The organism is Flavobacterium sp. HBTb2-11-1 (assembly GCF_009826975.1).
Taxonomy (GTDB): domain Bacteria; phylum Bacteroidota; class Bacteroidia; order Flavobacteriales; family Flavobacteriaceae; genus Flavobacterium.
Genome location: NZ_WUMO01000007.1, coordinates 201755 through 217195, shown reverse-complemented (window position 1 = coordinate 217195; position 15441 = coordinate 201755). Strand labels below are relative to the sequence as shown.

At 30.4% G+C, this 15441-nt stretch carries 18 protein-coding genes and 1 pseudogene; 5 read left to right on the top strand and 14 right to left on the bottom strand.

The window, feature by feature from the left end; all coding sequences use genetic code 11:
* Positions 1 to 97: 97 nt before the first annotated feature.
* Positions 98 to 1147 (bottom strand): 4-hydroxythreonine-4-phosphate dehydrogenase PdxA, encoded by a 1050-nt coding sequence (gene pdxA / locus GR162_RS16770; protein WP_160783080.1) that lies wholly within the window; start codon positions 1145 to 1147, stop codon positions 98 to 100.
* Between the two features lie 57 nt (positions 1148 to 1204).
* Between pdxA and GR162_RS16765 the strand changes: the two genes are divergently transcribed.
* Positions 1205 to 1795, top strand: a complete 591-nt coding sequence (locus tag GR162_RS16765) for a riboflavin synthase (RefSeq protein ID WP_160783079.1) — start codon at positions 1205 to 1207, stop codon at positions 1793 to 1795.
* A 35-nt stretch (positions 1796 to 1830) separates the two neighbouring features.
* On the opposite strand, the gene GR162_RS16760 is transcribed toward GR162_RS16765, so the two are convergent.
* The gene (locus tag GR162_RS16760; RefSeq protein WP_066033389.1) at positions 1831 to 2079 is read right to left on the bottom strand and encodes a hypothetical protein; all 249 of its coding nucleotides are present in this window, start codon (positions 2077 to 2079) and stop codon (positions 1831 to 1833) included.
* A gap of 406 nt (positions 2080 to 2485) precedes the next feature.
* Between GR162_RS16760 and dcm the strand changes: the two genes are divergently transcribed.
* Positions 2486 to 3472 (top strand): DNA (cytosine-5-)-methyltransferase, encoded by a 987-nt coding sequence (gene dcm / locus GR162_RS16755; protein WP_160783078.1) that lies wholly within the window; start codon positions 2486 to 2488, stop codon positions 3470 to 3472.
* Here dcm and GR162_RS16750 read toward each other — a convergent pair.
* On the bottom strand, positions 3469 to 3888 hold the full coding sequence (locus GR162_RS16750) for a very short patch repair endonuclease (protein ID WP_160783077.1): 420 nt from the start codon (positions 3886 to 3888) through the stop codon (positions 3469 to 3471). The two genes, dcm and GR162_RS16750, sit on opposite strands and share 4 nt — an antisense overlap.
* 355 nt (positions 3889 to 4243) lie before the next feature.
* Between GR162_RS16750 and GR162_RS22315 the strand changes: the two genes are divergently transcribed.
* The 3 genes and pseudogenes from GR162_RS22315 to GR162_RS22305 all read left to right on the top strand — a co-directional run bounded on the left by GR162_RS22315 (position 4244) and on the right by GR162_RS22305 (position 5470).
* Positions 4244 to 4435, top strand: a complete 192-nt coding sequence (locus GR162_RS22315; RefSeq protein WP_237421383.1) for an Arm DNA-binding domain-containing protein — start codon at positions 4244 to 4246, stop codon at positions 4433 to 4435.
* Positions 4436 to 4789: pseudogene (locus GR162_RS22400) on the top strand (phage integrase SAM-like domain-containing protein); the annotation flags it as partial.
* 75 nt (positions 4790 to 4864) lie between these two features.
* Positions 4865 to 5470, top strand: coding sequence for a tyrosine-type recombinase/integrase (locus GR162_RS22305; protein WP_237421382.1), 606 nt, complete (start codon positions 4865 to 4867; stop codon positions 5468 to 5470).
* Between the two features lie 511 nt (positions 5471 to 5981).
* On the opposite strand, the gene GR162_RS16740 is transcribed toward GR162_RS22305, so the two are convergent.
* The 11 genes from GR162_RS16740 to GR162_RS16690 form a co-directional block, all read right to left on the bottom strand.
* Entirely contained in the window at positions 5982 to 8255 is a 2274-nt protein-coding gene (locus GR162_RS16740; protein WP_160783076.1) for a TonB-dependent siderophore receptor, read from the bottom strand.
* Between the two features lie 83 nt (positions 8256 to 8338).
* Entirely contained in the window at positions 8339 to 8515 is a 177-nt protein-coding gene (locus tag GR162_RS16735; protein WP_160783075.1) for a hypothetical protein, read from the bottom strand.
* Positions 8516 to 8534: 19 nt separating this feature from the next.
* Positions 8535 to 8720, bottom strand: coding sequence for a hypothetical protein (locus tag GR162_RS16730; protein WP_160783074.1), 186 nt, complete (start codon positions 8718 to 8720; stop codon positions 8535 to 8537).
* Positions 8721 to 8724: 4 nt separating this feature from the next.
* Positions 8725 to 8901: a hypothetical protein gene (locus GR162_RS16725; RefSeq protein ID WP_160783073.1), complete on the bottom strand. Its 177-nt coding sequence runs from the start codon at positions 8899 to 8901 to the stop codon at positions 8725 to 8727.
* Positions 8902 to 9024: 123 nt separating this feature from the next.
* Entirely contained in the window at positions 9025 to 10074 is a 1050-nt protein-coding gene (locus GR162_RS16720) for a hypothetical protein (protein ID WP_160783072.1), read from the bottom strand.
* Entirely contained in the window at positions 10064 to 10498 is a 435-nt protein-coding gene (locus GR162_RS16715; RefSeq protein ID WP_160783071.1) for a MauE/DoxX family redox-associated membrane protein, read from the bottom strand. Before GR162_RS16715 ends, GR162_RS16720 begins: the two co-directional genes overlap by 11 nt.
* A gap of 334 nt (positions 10499 to 10832) precedes the next feature.
* Entirely contained in the window at positions 10833 to 11387 is a 555-nt protein-coding gene (locus GR162_RS16710) for a hypothetical protein (protein ID WP_160783070.1), read from the bottom strand.
* Positions 11388 to 11408: 21 nt separating this feature from the next.
* On the bottom strand, positions 11409 to 12428 hold the full coding sequence (locus GR162_RS16705) for a relaxase/mobilization nuclease domain-containing protein (protein WP_160783069.1): 1020 nt from the start codon (positions 12426 to 12428) through the stop codon (positions 11409 to 11411).
* Complete coding sequence (locus GR162_RS16700) at positions 12425 to 12805, bottom strand: mobilization protein (protein WP_160783068.1); 381 nt, start codon at positions 12803 to 12805, stop codon at positions 12425 to 12427. Before GR162_RS16700 ends, GR162_RS16705 begins: the two co-directional genes overlap by 4 nt.
* Before the next feature lie 122 nt (positions 12806 to 12927).
* A complete protein-coding gene (locus GR162_RS16695; protein ID WP_160783067.1) occupies positions 12928 to 13860 on the bottom strand; it encodes a toprim domain-containing protein in 933 nt (310 codons plus the stop codon).
* 270 nt (positions 13861 to 14130) lie between these two features.
* Positions 14131 to 15363 (bottom strand): primase-helicase family protein, encoded by a 1233-nt coding sequence (locus GR162_RS16690; protein ID WP_160783066.1) that lies wholly within the window; start codon positions 15361 to 15363, stop codon positions 14131 to 14133.
* Between the last annotated feature and the right edge of the window lie 78 nt (positions 15364 to 15441).

Below are 15441 nucleotides of genomic sequence, written 5' to 3'. Positions count from 1 at the left end.
CAATTTGATCAATTCAATTCTAAAACTAGATATCTGAATTGGGGTGCAAAGATATAAAATTATTATAAATCTAATAATCTTATTGACCTTTTTTTGTTTATAACTGTTTTTCTTTTATTTTAAGAGGTTTTTGGCTAATCTCCTCATACTGATTACGCGAGCGAAAAATATCGATTGCAAGATAGACTGCCTCTTTAAACGAATTGTAATCTGCCATGTCTTTTCCAGCAATATCATAAGCTGTTCCATGATCCGGAGAGGTTCTAACTCTATTTAAACCTGCTGTATAATTAACTCCTTTTCCAAAAGACAATGTTTTAAATGGAATTAATCCTTGATCGTGATACGTTGCTACAATAGCATCATATTTTTCATACTGACTGCTTCCAAAAAAACCATCCGCAGGAAATGGACCAAAAACCATTGTTCCAGAATCAAAGATTTTCTTTAAAGTTGGCTTTAAAATCAAATCATCTTCTTTCCCAATCACACCACCATCACCAGCATGCGGATTTAATCCTAAAACTGCAATTTTTGGTTTCACAATACTAAAATCTTGAATTAAAGATTTTCTTATAGTTTCTATCTTTTTAGTGATTAATTCTTCTGTTAGATGAGAAGCAACTTCGTTTAACGGCACATGATCCGTAATTAAACCTACTCGCAAATTATCTTGAACCATCATCATAAGCGCATCGCCCTCTAATTCCTGATTTAAATAATCGGTGTGGCCTGGAAATTTAAAATCTTCAGACTGTATATTATATTTATTAATAGGAGCTGTCACCAGAACATCAATTTCGCCATCTTTCAAAGCTTTTGTCGCTGCCGTAAAAGATTTTATAGCATACTCCCCTATTTTAGGATCATTTACTCCAAAATTTATATCAACTCCTTCTCTCCAAAGATTCAAAACATTTACTTTCCCTGGTATAACTTGATCTAATTTATCAACTCCGTGAAATTGAACTGTTGATGTAAAGCTTTTTCTAACGAATGAAAGAATTTTAGCATTTGCAAAAATAACCGGCGTACACAATTCCAACATACGAGAATCTTCGAATGTTTTCAGTATAACTTCGCTTCCAATACCGTTTAAATCTCCAACTGAAATTCCAACAATTATATTTTCTGCTTTTTTATTCATGAGCTCAGTTTATTTATTACTAATTTTGATGTGCAAATTTAGTAAAATAAAACCACAATGTTCACAGGAATTATAGAAACACTCGGCAAAGTTCACGAAATCAAAAAAGACCAAAGCAATCTTCATATAACAGTTGATTCATCCATAACTCACGAATTAAAAATAGATCAGAGCGTTTCGCACAACGGAATATGCCTTACAGTTGTAGCCATTAAAGATTCTCTATATACAGTAACTGCGATTGACGAAACTATTTTAAAAACCAATATCGGCGATTGGCAGGTTGGCGATATCGTTAATTTAGAAAGAGGAATGAAACTCGGAGATCGTCTTGACGGGCATATTGTACAAGGACACGTAGACCAAACTGGAACTTGCATTAAAATTGAAGAAGCAAACGGAAGCTGGAATTATACTTTTGAGTACGACAAAACTCAAAACAATATCACAATCGAAAAAGGTTCGATTACAGTAAATGGTGTTAGCCTTACAGTTGTAAATTCTAAAACAAATGAATTTAGTGTTTCAATTATTCCATACACATATGAACACACTAATTTTAAAAATTTCAAAGTTGGAACAAAAATCAACCTTGAATTTGATGTAGTCGGAAAATATATTTCTAGACTTTATTCTATAAACAAATAACCCTAATTATTTTTTTTTTATAAAAAAAGCTTCAATTAAATTGAAGCTTTTTTTGTTCGGTTTTTATATATCATAATAGCTCCTAAAGCCAAACCGCCTACAAGGAGAATATTAACATTTTGATCTATTGGAAAGCCTTCAGGACAAGCTGCACAATCCTCACTACTTTTTTGATTCATACCATCTGTATTACCGGGTTCAGGAAGTGGCTCATTTGCCACAACTAATGAAACATTCAACAACAATAAGGCGATTACTAAAAATGGGGCTTTTAGATTTTTCATAAATTCAAGCTATTGCAATATGCAAGTCTAGATAATTATTGATAAATATTCTTTGGTAGAAATTTCGCACAATGCATTTCTATCTCTAAAATCTTGAACAAAAGTATAAGTTTTTTACAGAAAAGCAACTTTTAAATTAAAAAAGGAGAAACAAATTTTAACATTTTCTTTTTCCAATTCTGCTAATCCTTTTATAAAAGGCTCTAGAAGGGCAATTATTATTATTCACAAGAACCACAGGCCTATAAGAATTTACTGATTTCAAAAAAAAGACTTCTCTTCGAAAAAATTTCTAAATCAACTCACATCTAAAAAACAGTTCAAGTTCATTCCTTCTAGAATAAGAATATTGTCAAATTAATATATTTGTACAATCCAATTCAGACGCATCTCAATCGTAATCAAAATGAAAAACAAATATACAGTCGGAAGTTTATATGCAGGCGTGGGCGGTATTTGTTTGGGCTTTGAAAATGCAGGTTTCAAATTAGAATGGGCAAATGAATTTGACAAGAAAGCCTGTGTCACTTATCGAAACAATTTCGAGCATAAACTTATTGAAGGCGACGTAATGCAGCTTGATGTAAAAAAACTCAACAAAATAGATATTCTTACCGCGGGATTTCCTTGTCAGCCTTTTTCTCTTGCTGGCCACAGGAAAGGCTTTAAAGACAGCCGAGGAAATCATTTCTTCAAAATATTAGATTTTATTGATGAAATGAGACCTAAAGTGATATTTCTCGAAAATGTCAAAAATTTGAAAGGCCATGACAAAGGAAATACCATGAAAGTAATTCAACGCGAAATCAAAAAACGCAATTACACTTTTGACAGCGCCATCTTGAACACTAAAGATTTTGGAAACATTCCACATAACCGCGAACGAATTTTCATGATTGCTTTTGATAAAGATTTCGTTAAAAAAGGTTTTAAGTTTAATTTTCCAGAAAAAGAAGAATTAACCCAAAAAGTTACTGATTTAATCATAAAAGAAAAAGTTGATAAAAAATTCTATTACACAGAAGATAAATACATGTATAACACACTGAAAGAATCGGTTGTGAGAGAAGATAGAATTTATCAGTTCAGGAGACATTACGTACGAGAAAACAAAAAAGAAGTCTGCCCTACTCTAACTGCCAACATGGGAACTGGCGGACACAACGTTCCCATTATTACAACAGAATTTGGTTTAAGAAAACTAACTCCAAGAGAATGTTTTCGTTTTCAAGGTTTTCCTGACAGTTATAAATTACCCAAAATTTCTAATTCAAGCCTTTACAAACAAGCAGGTAATTCGGTAAGTATGCCGGTTATAGAGAGACTAGCTTCAGAAATATTCAGATGCATTGAAAAAATTGAAGCCAAGAAACTAAAAGCCGAAAAGGTTTAAATACTCATAAGCATAATCGTTCCTTCAATTTTTGCCACGCAGACTTCGAGATTTTTCTCAATATCCTTACTCCAAAACCTAAGAACAGTCCAATTTTCAGCAATTAAAAAAGCATTGACTTCTTCATCACGCTGTATGTTTCTTTCGATTTTTGGAATCCAATATTCGCGATTCGTTTTAATTCTAAATTGCTCCGTTTCCCAATCTTTTCCGTGAAAAAATTCACTATCCACAAAAATGGCGATTTTATATTTGGCAAAAGTAAGATCAGGCCTTCCAAATATCTTTTTATTGTTCTTTCGATATCTGTAGCCCAATTTCCATAATGCTTTTGCAAGCCTCAATTCGCCTTTCGTAGCAGTGCCCTTTATCGCCTGCATAGTTTTCCTCCTCTGTTCGGGAGTTAATCTATCCATCTTGAAGATTAAATTTGTTTCGGATGGATAAAGTTAAGGCATTTTATAAAATAGAAGTTTAATAATAGCCATGCAAAAATTTCAATTTTTACATCTTAAAAAGAACTAAAAACAAAAAAGCCTCTACATTTTCTGCAAAGGCTTTCTGTTTCTAAAAAAGTGGTCCCACCTGGGCTCGAACCAGGGACCACCTGATTATGAGACAGACAAACAGTCTTTACATTTAACTGCATTTAGCTTCAAAATGGCTGTTTTTAAAGGCTTTATCATTTTTAAAAAATACTTTTGTTTCATTCAACTTCATATAATACTCGCATTTGTTGTACGTATGTTGTACTTTTAAAATATAGTAAAAATGAAAGCTAGTATAAAAATTATTCTAAAAAAGACCAAACTTAAAGATGGCACATCTCCAATTAATTTAAGAATTACAATTAATAGAAAATCTAAATTCTATAGAACTCCTTATAATGCTCTACCAAAATTTTGGGATGACAAAGGAAATGAATTTACAAGTAAGTTCCCAAATTATTTACAGTGCAATTGAATATTAAATTCGATAAAACAAGACGCTTCCAAAATTTTAAATAGGCTCATTGAAGAAGAGCATGATCTATCAATAGAAGCATTCGACTCTTTATTTAGACCTGAGGAAGTCCAAAAACTAAGTTTTATTGCGTATTTCCAACAGAGAAAATTACAACTCGAGGAGTCTGGAAAAATAAGCTCTAGTTATTCTTATCGTGACACCATTTCTGCTCTTACGCGATTTAATCCTGAACTTTTAACTTATTCATTTACAAAAATTAATTACGCTTTCTTAGTTTCTTTTGAAGCTTATTTACGTTCAAATAATTGCCGTGATGGCGGTATCGGTGTCTATATGCGCAATATTAGATCAGTCTACAATTCAGCCATTAAGTCAAAGATTGTATCAAGTGAAACATACCCCTTCAAAGACTATATAATTTCAAAATTGAAATCTAGTAAAGTAAAAAAAGCTTTGACTAAACAAGATTTGCAATTACTATTAGATTATGATTTTTCGACTAACAAAGAAGGCATTAAAGCATTGTATACTTATTTATTCAGCTTCTACTGCCGCGGCATGAATTTTACTGATTTGGCTGAATTAAAATGGGATGATGTAGACCAAAATAGTTTTTCCTATATAAGGAATAAAACACTAGTTAAATTAAATGTAAAAATTCCAAATAATAAACATATGATTGAAATTTTACAATACTTTAAAATCTACCGCCCTTTTAATACTGATTATATTTTTCCAATTTTAGAGAAAGATAAAGACCTATACACTAAAACAGAACTTAGGAATCGAAAAAAAAGTGTATTAAATTACTATGGAAAACTCCTTAACAATATATCACTTCAATCCGGCATAAAAACAAAAGTTACTTTTTATACTGCTAGACATACCTTTGCAACACTATCTTTAAAAAAAGGATTAAGCACAGTAATGATAAAACAAGGCTTGGGGCATCAATCTATTAAAACAACTGAAACTTATTTAGAAGATTTTAGCACTGAAGAATTAGACAAAGCTTTTGAAAACTTAATTTAGGAAATACAAAACAACCCGTGTCGTTTTGTTTTTTCAAGGCATATTCACAGTCCTATTGCGTAGCAAGACATTAATTTACCACCATTCTAAAATTTAATAATTTATTAATAAATAACATATAGAAAACTTAAGATCATAAAGGATATAAAGTCCAATATCTTATTTAAATACTCTTCCAAGTAATACTTTGGATAGATTTAATAAATATGAAATCATTTCTCAAAATTAAGATCAATACATTCAAAAGAATATTATGCTAAAGTAATACTGCGTAAAACAAGCGCCACATTTTAAAGGAAAAATTAAGAATGCAAATGGACTTCAGAGAAACAACAGGATATTACCATAAAACAACCACTTTTTTATCAATTTCAATTATTTACAAACGATAAAAAAGACATTAATACTTTTAAAAAGATATCATATTTTTGATAACAAACATGGTCTCATAAATAGCTTTACAATCTTAGATTTATTTTTGTATTATTAAAACACAGAAAACGAATCCTTATTACCGTCTAACATCACTATTGTTAATATCTTGAGATTCTATCCTGTCACTAAATTTTTTACCAAAATTATAAGTCAGAGTTAAAAGTAAATTTCGCGAATTATTTTTTGTTTCAATTTTTTGGTAAAAATTATTATAATCACTTAGATCTGTAAATCCACTCGAAACCCTACCTAGAAGGTTTCGTCCATAAACACTCAAATTTAACTTCCCTTTTAAAATATTGGTTGAAATTGTAAAATCCAAATAAGGATTAGTAATCCTCTTTGACAATAAGGAATAACTAGGACCATCTTGCCTTCCAGAAACAGAAATAGACACCTTGTCTTTAAAAAACATTCCACTTAAATTAAAGTTACCCCTAAATGTGTAACCACTGTTTTTTCTAATTATAGCATCTTTACTATTGTCTTCAAAAACATTATAATCAAAGCCTGAATTTATATTTGCTGTAATTTTCTGAACCAACTTCGTTTTAAAGCCAACATTCATTCCAATAGAATTATATCTAGCAGCATTCTCAAGAGTTTGAATTAACAAGTCCCCATCTGTCCTGTATACAGACGTAATAGCATTATTTATAGATTCATTATAAATCTTGAACGAAAAACTATCTGACTTATAAAATTTAGTCAGCATTAAAAAATAGTAGTCTCTGATCTGTGGATCAAGCTCTGAATTCCCTTGTTTTGCAACACCTGGATATAAGATAAGCACATCATCATTCAAATCACTTGCACTAGGTCTTAGCACCTTACGAGAATAACCTGCTTTTAAATCCAATTTATTCCCAAAATGATAGAGACTATTAATTGTAGGCAATAACAAGTTATAACTTTGTCTTAATAATTGATTTGAATTGTTTGTGAATTCGTAAGTTAAGCTCACTTCTGTTGAAAATTTATTTGACCATTCAGAATCTAATTCTACTGAACTATCAAACACATTCTGATAAACATAAAAATCATCATGCGAGAAACTATACTTCCTATTTATATATTTTATATCAGTATAAAAATCCATTTTCTTGCCAAAAACATGTACTTCTTCCAATTCATAATCCGCTTGCAACGAAAGTTCATTATTTTTTGATTGAATATTATAATAGTCTGACTGAGAATTATTATAAAAGTCAAACTGACTTTTATTTTCATTGTTAAAAATTGAATATGAGCTTTTAAAGAAAAATACATTACTTTCAGTAATCTTATAATTATAAACTGAAGCAATGCTCCAATTTACCATACTTTCTTTTCCTATTTTCGAAAAAAGACTAGCTTCTTCTTCATTTAAAACAGTAAAACCATTTGCCTTACCAAAAAAACTATATTGGCTAATATTATTTGATACAGTAAAATTACTCTTATTGTTTAACTTTATTGATATCCTTGTATTAGAATACAATTGTTTTCCATTGGATTGATTGGTATTACTTTGATAAAAAAGACCATTTTCATCAATCCTTTTTGATGTAAAATCAATTACTTGATCATTGTTTAAATATTGAAAATTTGTTCTCAAAAGAAAAAAATCTTTCTTAAACGAAAAATTAGGACTAAATGCCCAATAATTATTTATAACACCGGCTGTCCCCTCTAAACTACCTTTTAAAAAACTTTCAGACCTAGTTTTTGTTATAACATTAATAATTGCACCTAAAAATTCCGATTTATAATAAGCCACCGAAGGATTATTTATTATTTCAACACTTTTTACATCTTCCGCTTTAAGGCCTCTAAGTTCACTGGCATCCGCTTCTAATCCATCAATAAAAATTTTACCATTTAACACTCCATCAACTAATACCTTACCATCGAATTCATTGAAATATACATTAGGTACTGACTGAAGCACATCACTTACTTTTGCATTTTGTAGATAATCTTTGTGATTGATCTGGTAAATTACTTTTTTAGCACTCGTACTATTTTTTTCGGTAGATTTAATAACTACTTCATTTAACATTTCTGGCACAAATTCAACAAGATCTATATTAAATAAAGTATTTTTACTTTTAGTATCTACAAAAGAACTAAACTCTTTGTAAGCATAATTTTTTACTTTAATAAAAACCGTATCATTAGTAGTATAATCAAATTTATACTCTCCTTTCTTATTAGATATAGAAAATTTCGAAACTTGACCAATTTTAAGCTCAACCAATATATCTTGTAAAGGTTTATTATCACTTAACACCTTACCTGAAATAGTATTTTTTTCTTGAGAAAAAAGACTCATAGCACATAAAAGAAAAAAACAAACTGTAAAACGCATAAATAATATGATATATAATCTTAAAAAAAACTTTCCCAACTAAACAAGTTAGGAAAGCTAATAATCAATTTTGTACTTTTTTTTTAAGTGTTGTAAACACCTACAATAATTTTTCCGTCATCCGTTTTCCCACATTCTCCTCTTGAACCTGAGCAACCTCCTTCATTTTCTTTATCTCTCTGAGCAGTACTAATTGACGAAGTTAAAGACGCAACTGTTATTCCCATAACAGCAATAATAAATCTTAATTTTGTTTTCATAATTTTTATTAAATAATATTTAGTTACATTTACATATCCCCATAATGACTGTACCATCCGATGTTATACCACATTCTCCAGGACCAGGGGAACAATCGCTTGGATTTTGTTTGTCTTTTTGAGCAGTTACCACTCCCGATGAACACAATGAAATTACAATTCCAAAAACAGCAACAATAATTCTTATTTTAGCTGGGTTTATCATTTTTTTATTCATTATACGTTCCACTGATTATATTACCATCACCTGTTCTACCACAGATCTGACTATTTAAGGTACATGTACCAGGCTCTCCTTTATCTTTTTGAGCATTTACTACTCCCGATGCACACAAAGAAATTACAACTCCAAAAACAGCAACAACAAATTTTAAATAATTTTTCATTTTTTAGTATATTTAAATTAATAATAGAAAACTTTTAAATAATCCAATTTACAAATTGAATACTTATGAGATTAGTTTAGGGAATCTTAGAACAAAACTTCTAATTCTTTCCTAACATGTACCTTACAAAAAATTAAAAACTGCATAATCTGTACTAAACCCAATAATTATTTTATTACCATTTAATACAATCATTTCAATACTTTTTGAATCAAAATTTTTATAAAAAAACTTGATGCTTTTCTCATACTTAAATGAATCTGAAGAATAAATATCAACTAATATTCTGTTATCAAGTGGGGATCTTGCAGAAAAAACAAATACATTTCCATCCTTTAAAAACATGCCCATATTTGTGTTTCTAGTTGTACCTCTTGCATAAAAACTATCACCTTTGTTATTTTGTAGTATTTGTGGCAAAGGGACATCTTCTTTCGTAGTCAAAACTTTCTTATAAACTCCTGTTTGAGCTGAAAAAAAATAAATTTTCGAATATTTGTTACAACAATACACCAAAAAACCATTATCTGTATTTGAAGAAAAACTACCTGAATACTGTAATGATGAACTTATTACTTTGCTTTCTTTAGTTTCTTCCAGAATTTTTAACGAATTAACTGTCGAAGATTTTGTATCTATAATAAAAAACCCTGCATAATAAACTCCATCTTTTAACAATTCTCCAAAGGAAATAAATTTAGTTTCTGAGCCTTTCAAAGGAAAAAGCGAAACAATTTTAAAATTCTTTAATTTTATCTCCTCTCTATTTTTAGAAATTAAATTGTAGTTATATAGCTTAAACTTCTGCACATAAAAAACAACATTTTTTATACATAGCTTTATATCTGCACTCATTGGCAAATCTATATCTTTCCTATTTTTTTTCTCGAAATTTAAGTCCGATAGATATAATTTATAAAAATTTGTAGAGTTAGCATTATTCAAAAATTCTTTCTCAACTAACAAATTATCGGAATTGATATTAAACAAAAAATCACTTTTATAATTCAATTTGGAGATTGTCTTAGAAAATTTGAAAAAATTATTCTCAACAAAAGTTCTATCAAAATAATAATTCTTTTTTGAGCTTGAATTTACAAGATTCAAGACTGTTATGCAAACAATAATCGAAACAAAAACCGTAATCAGCCCTACTAAATACTTATTCTTCATTATTAAGGACATAGAATGTTAAAAAGGAAAATGCAGAACCTACAATTAATGCTATATTAATTAAAAGATGATAAGAATATGGTAAACCATTTAAGACGCCACCACAACCGCAAACTTCATACAAACCCTTAAAATTTAAAACCGATATATACAACGTGAACACTAAAAAAGTGAGACAACTTAATAATAATCCGTTTTTTTTATAAAATAATAAAACTAAAATTAGAATTACCTCAAAGGCGATTACACAAATAGAAAACACATCCGCTAAATCTGGAGTAAACAGAGTTGTCTTAATTAAATTAGTTCTAAAAGATTGTATTTTAATCAATTTATTTGATGCCGTATAACAAATAAAAAATACTATAAAATAATAAAACACTTCAGCTATTTTAACTTGAAGCTTCACATTTTTGGTAACCATCTAACAATATATTTGTAAATATTTATTTATATTTGAAGCAAACATATTTATAAATAATTAAAAAACAAGAAAAAACCTTAAAAAATAAACAAAAAATAACGAATAAACTTATAAATAATTAAAAACTAATCAATTACACAAAAGTAAATTTATATCTTATTATTATTAAAATTTTACATCAATAACACATATTTCACCAAAAACTTATCATTATTTGAACATGGTCTGAATTTACAAAATCAGAAAAACTTTCAAATTATTTTACTTTTATTCTACTGCTGGTAAACATTTCATTATTCTTACAAAACTGAACTCACATGTTTTCGCTGTGTCATTAATTCTCTACTGAGTGTAAATAAGCTTTTTCCATAAGTTTTTTAGTTTCTTTATCATTATTAATATACATATGCATCCAAGCTTTTCTTATCCTATCATTTTGAATTTGTTGTATTTCAATTTCTTTACTATTATCACTATAATGTATTCCCCACTTGTAAAGATTACTTAGGGCTATCATTATTGCAAGCCATAAAAACCACCTGCTAAAAACAATTTTATAAAACAGTTTTGCATCCTGTTCTGGAAACAACAAAATCTGAAATTTCCTGGTGATACTTTTTGGCTGTCTGCCAATCATATATTTTATATCTAGAAAGCCTTTTTGAAGGACAGCCTTTACTTGCTCTATATCCAATTGTTCTGCAACATTTTTTTCGGTTTTATACTCATTTTTAAATAAATCTATTTTATTCTCTATGTTTTTAACTGCAGCAATAAGCGCCTCAACATGCTGATTATTGGTTTTCTGTTCTAGTGTAAATTCTTCCAGCACTAATTGCATTGTCTCCCTTTCAATATGTCCCTTGTCTGTATTTGAATTTATTTCCATATTTTTTATTTTTTTTTTGCCTCATCTCCTTAATCCTGATTTCTTTTTCTTTTTTTGAAGGTTTCTCTGCAATTCGGTATCGATATATTCTAGCGGATATTCAGAATTCATTAAGTGTCCAATTACCCCCAAAACTTGCTTAATAACTTCCTCTCCTGCTGTTTCTTGATTAAAGTTTTGCTTTACTTCTTGTTGTTTTTCAGTTTTGAAAGTAATGGATATTGGCAGACTGTTTTTATTACGTTTTTTTTCTTCGTCTGTATTTTTTAGGGCAAGTTGTTGTTTCTGATGTAATATCATTTCAATTTTTGCCAATGAAAAACCAATTTCGCTTCCTTTTATTTTTACTTTTTTATCATCTATAAAAGAAATCCCCCTCTCCTTAAGAACTTTATAGCCCAAATTCCGCATTTGTCTTTCAAATCCTAGATAAGTATTGGCATGCTTTAATGTCTGTTGGATATCTGCTTTTAATTTTTCTTTCCGACTGTCATGGCGAGGCAACAACCTGTCCTTAGGAGACAGAAATACCTTTGGGCTTAATACCTCTTGAAGACCATATTGCTTTTCAAGACGGCGACAAAGTTCAGCCATGCGCTTATAACTATTGCTGTCATTGGCAACCTTGCCATTAAAGCCTACCCGATTAGCTGCAATATGAATATGCTGTTCTTTGGTATCCTTATGCAGTACGCAGATGTATTGGTTGTCTGCTACACCAAACTCCTTAACGCATTGCCTTCCAATCTCTCTAAATTGTTCTTTGGTCAGTACATCTTCCGGAGCTAAACGCAGGGTCAGGTGCAACATTGGTTTTTCAACACGTCTGCTTAATTTCCTAACATCCTTAAACTGCTGTGTAAGTTCATACTTGTTACCAAAACATTTATTGTATTCTAGTATTTCTGCACGCTCTTTATGTTGCAAATGATCCTGTGTTGCAAGTAAGAGTTTTTTCTCTTCAGACAATTCTATTTTATCCTCCAGACAGTAGCTAATACAATGGTAAAAAGAGCGGCCTATGCTTACATGGCCTATCATGACATAAAGCTTTTAATTTGGACAGCAAGATCTTTAACCTGCCCTGCCTGTACTTTTAATTCTGCCCGTTCAAGCGGACTTAATTCATCATTGTTATTTCTCTTTTTAGCGATCTGATTCAGGTTGGCTGCCAAATGGTTGAGCACTCCGGTAAAGCTTAGAATTTCTTTTGGAAGAGCCTTATTTCTGCAATCAATTTTCCCTGTCAATCCAATTTCACGAAGGTATTCGGAAATGGTAAGATTCGATTTTTTAGCTTTGGTTTCAATTATTTTACGCTCATAGAGTGTGCATTTAATTGCCATTAGTTGGTCTCTTTTAATTTGCTTTTTTGGTCGGCCTCCACTATTTTTTTTTGTTTCATTCTCCTGTTCCATAGTCTTTCATCATTTATTTTTTGAATGCGCATGCATGAAAAAAATCCCCTCAACGAATGCGATAGCATGAGATGAGCCAGCGTTTTGGTTTTACCTAAACATAGCTGGCTACCACTCGAACGTTATATAGATCGTCTAAATTTTTGGCTTCGATTTACTTTCTGTACCTCGTTTAGCCATTCATTTAAATCTTTCTTCTGGTCATATAAAAAGCTTTGATCGGTATATTTTGCAGAGTCTCTTCGCAGGGCTTCAACAGTAAATTTCAGACCTGCTGTATCTCTATCTAAATAGAGGTTTACTCTTTCGTGTTTTTCCATTAACTGTATGGACTTGTTAAAAAAGGACAGTGAATTAAATATCAGGAAATTTGTTTGTGGGCTAACCGATTTTTGATTTATCATTTCATAGGAGAGGTAATCGAAAAACCCTTCAAAAACAGCTAGTGATTTTGCCTGGTTATCTATAAAAGTGATGTCTTTTGGTGAGCTGCTGCCTTTAAAATTTTCACTTCGCAATTCAAATCCTCCGGCATTATTTTTAAATCCTATCACAATCTGCTTTCGTCCATTTAAAGAAAACTCAACCTCTTTGCAATGCTGTTTTGCAATTTCGAGTGGAATACTCCGCCTATGCAAGTAGTCCAGTATCGGCTTACTTTCCAATGTCCGTACTTCAACTATGACAATTTTATCAGGGAGGCTATCTTTTTTTTCATTTGCAAGACTTAGATTAAAAGATTGTCGATTGTCATTTTTAATTGATAAACTTATATCAGAGGAAATACTACATCCATTTAAAAGCTGTAAAAATTCTGAAACCGTGCATCTAAAATATTCAATTCCAAAATCAACTGTATTCCCTCCCTTGCCTAATCCGTGGTCATACCATAAATTTAATTTTTGATTCACTTTAAAGGAGGGCGTGTTTTCATTTCTGAATGGCGACAGAAACCAATAATCCTGATTTTTTATTTTTGATGGTTCATACCCTAATATTTTAAGATAATCAACCAGATCAATTTCATTTGCGATTTTACAATTGAACTTTTCCATAATTATTTTTTTTGTAAATCTTCTATTTGATTGGCACAAATCTGTTTTTTTTGCTATTGAAAAGAAAATATTTTCTCTTTTGCCTTTTTTGATGATTTGATGCAAATGCCGTCTAATGTATTGATTTTACTACGATTGCCTTGCATCAATGACTGCATCATTGCATCACTTTATTTTTCCTCTGCATCAGTTTTGCATCAAAAAAGATCTTTTTTTAGTTTGATGCAAGGTTTGATGCAGATGTATTTCGTCCAATTACAGCACTTTACCTTAATCCTGCATCAAAGCATCAAATATTTTATAGAACAAAATCTTTTTTATCGTATAAAAACGTCCTCTTCGATCTACTTTTACAAATTCACCATGCGACAATAATTCAATTCCACAATAAGACTTCGTATTATCTTCAGGTGTAAAACCCCATCGTTTGAGTATATTTCTTATTTCATTAGCAGAAACATTCAGTCTGTTGTTTTGCCTTCTCAGCAGCATAAAAATATCGTTAGGAGCTAATCTTAATTCATCCTCTTCCATTTTCTCAAAGCATTCATGTATGAGTTCAAGAATAAGTATTTCTTCTTTGTTTCGGTTTACGAGCTTTAACAGAGAGGCGGTCATTATCTGTTCGGGTTTAAACCACATTCTTGTTTTCTGCTTAGAAAAATAGTTTCTGGTTTGGAGGTATTTTAAGAAATATGGAATTTCTTTATTCAGTTTTTTAAGAAAAAAAACATCTTCTGTATTTATAGTCCGAATTTTACGAATCCAAAAACGGATTTCTTCTTCATCTATTTGGATAAAATTATCTTCATTATTAGAACAAAGAATAAATTTTGCAAAGAATTCAATCTCTTGCCGATCCTTGCCTTTTGCTTCTATTTTATCTTTGTCGGTCGTAGAAAGGTATTTTAAACGCTCTGTAATTTCTTTTTTATCAAAAAAAACTTCATCAATTGCCACAAGCAACATACTTGCCCAATCAGAATTGAACTGCGAACCAAATGAATCACCTTTTATATAAGTCATATTCATTCCAAAAATTGATTTCAACCACTTTATGAAAGAGCTTTTGCCCGTCGATCGCTCTTTGCTTACTAAGCAAAGAATTGGCAATGTTTGTGTAGGTCTTTCATATAAAAGTTTTATATAGTCTAAGCCTAATTGCACTTGATCGCCAAAAATATGGTCAATAAACTGCAATGAATTCGGAATTAATTTTTCAAGTTCATCTAATGAAAAATTTTTATCGGTGGGTTGGCTTGGTAGTTCATGGTAGGTGTTATAAAAATCATCTACAATTTGCTCATAACCAAAATGGTTAGGAATACAGCAAAACCCGTCTAATTTAGATATATCATTTAAAAATGATTTTCCGTGATCCGTAATAATTGTCTCGCGATTCCACCGAACCATTACTTTTACTTTATCACCTGAAATTAAAGGTTTATCTATAATTTTGAAATAGGAAGTTCCTACTCTGATATAAGGAATATCTAAGTTCATAAGATTCAAATTATAATTCTTACAAATCTGTCATAAGAATTGATTAAAAATAAAGGGATTTTATGCGCTCATTTTGCG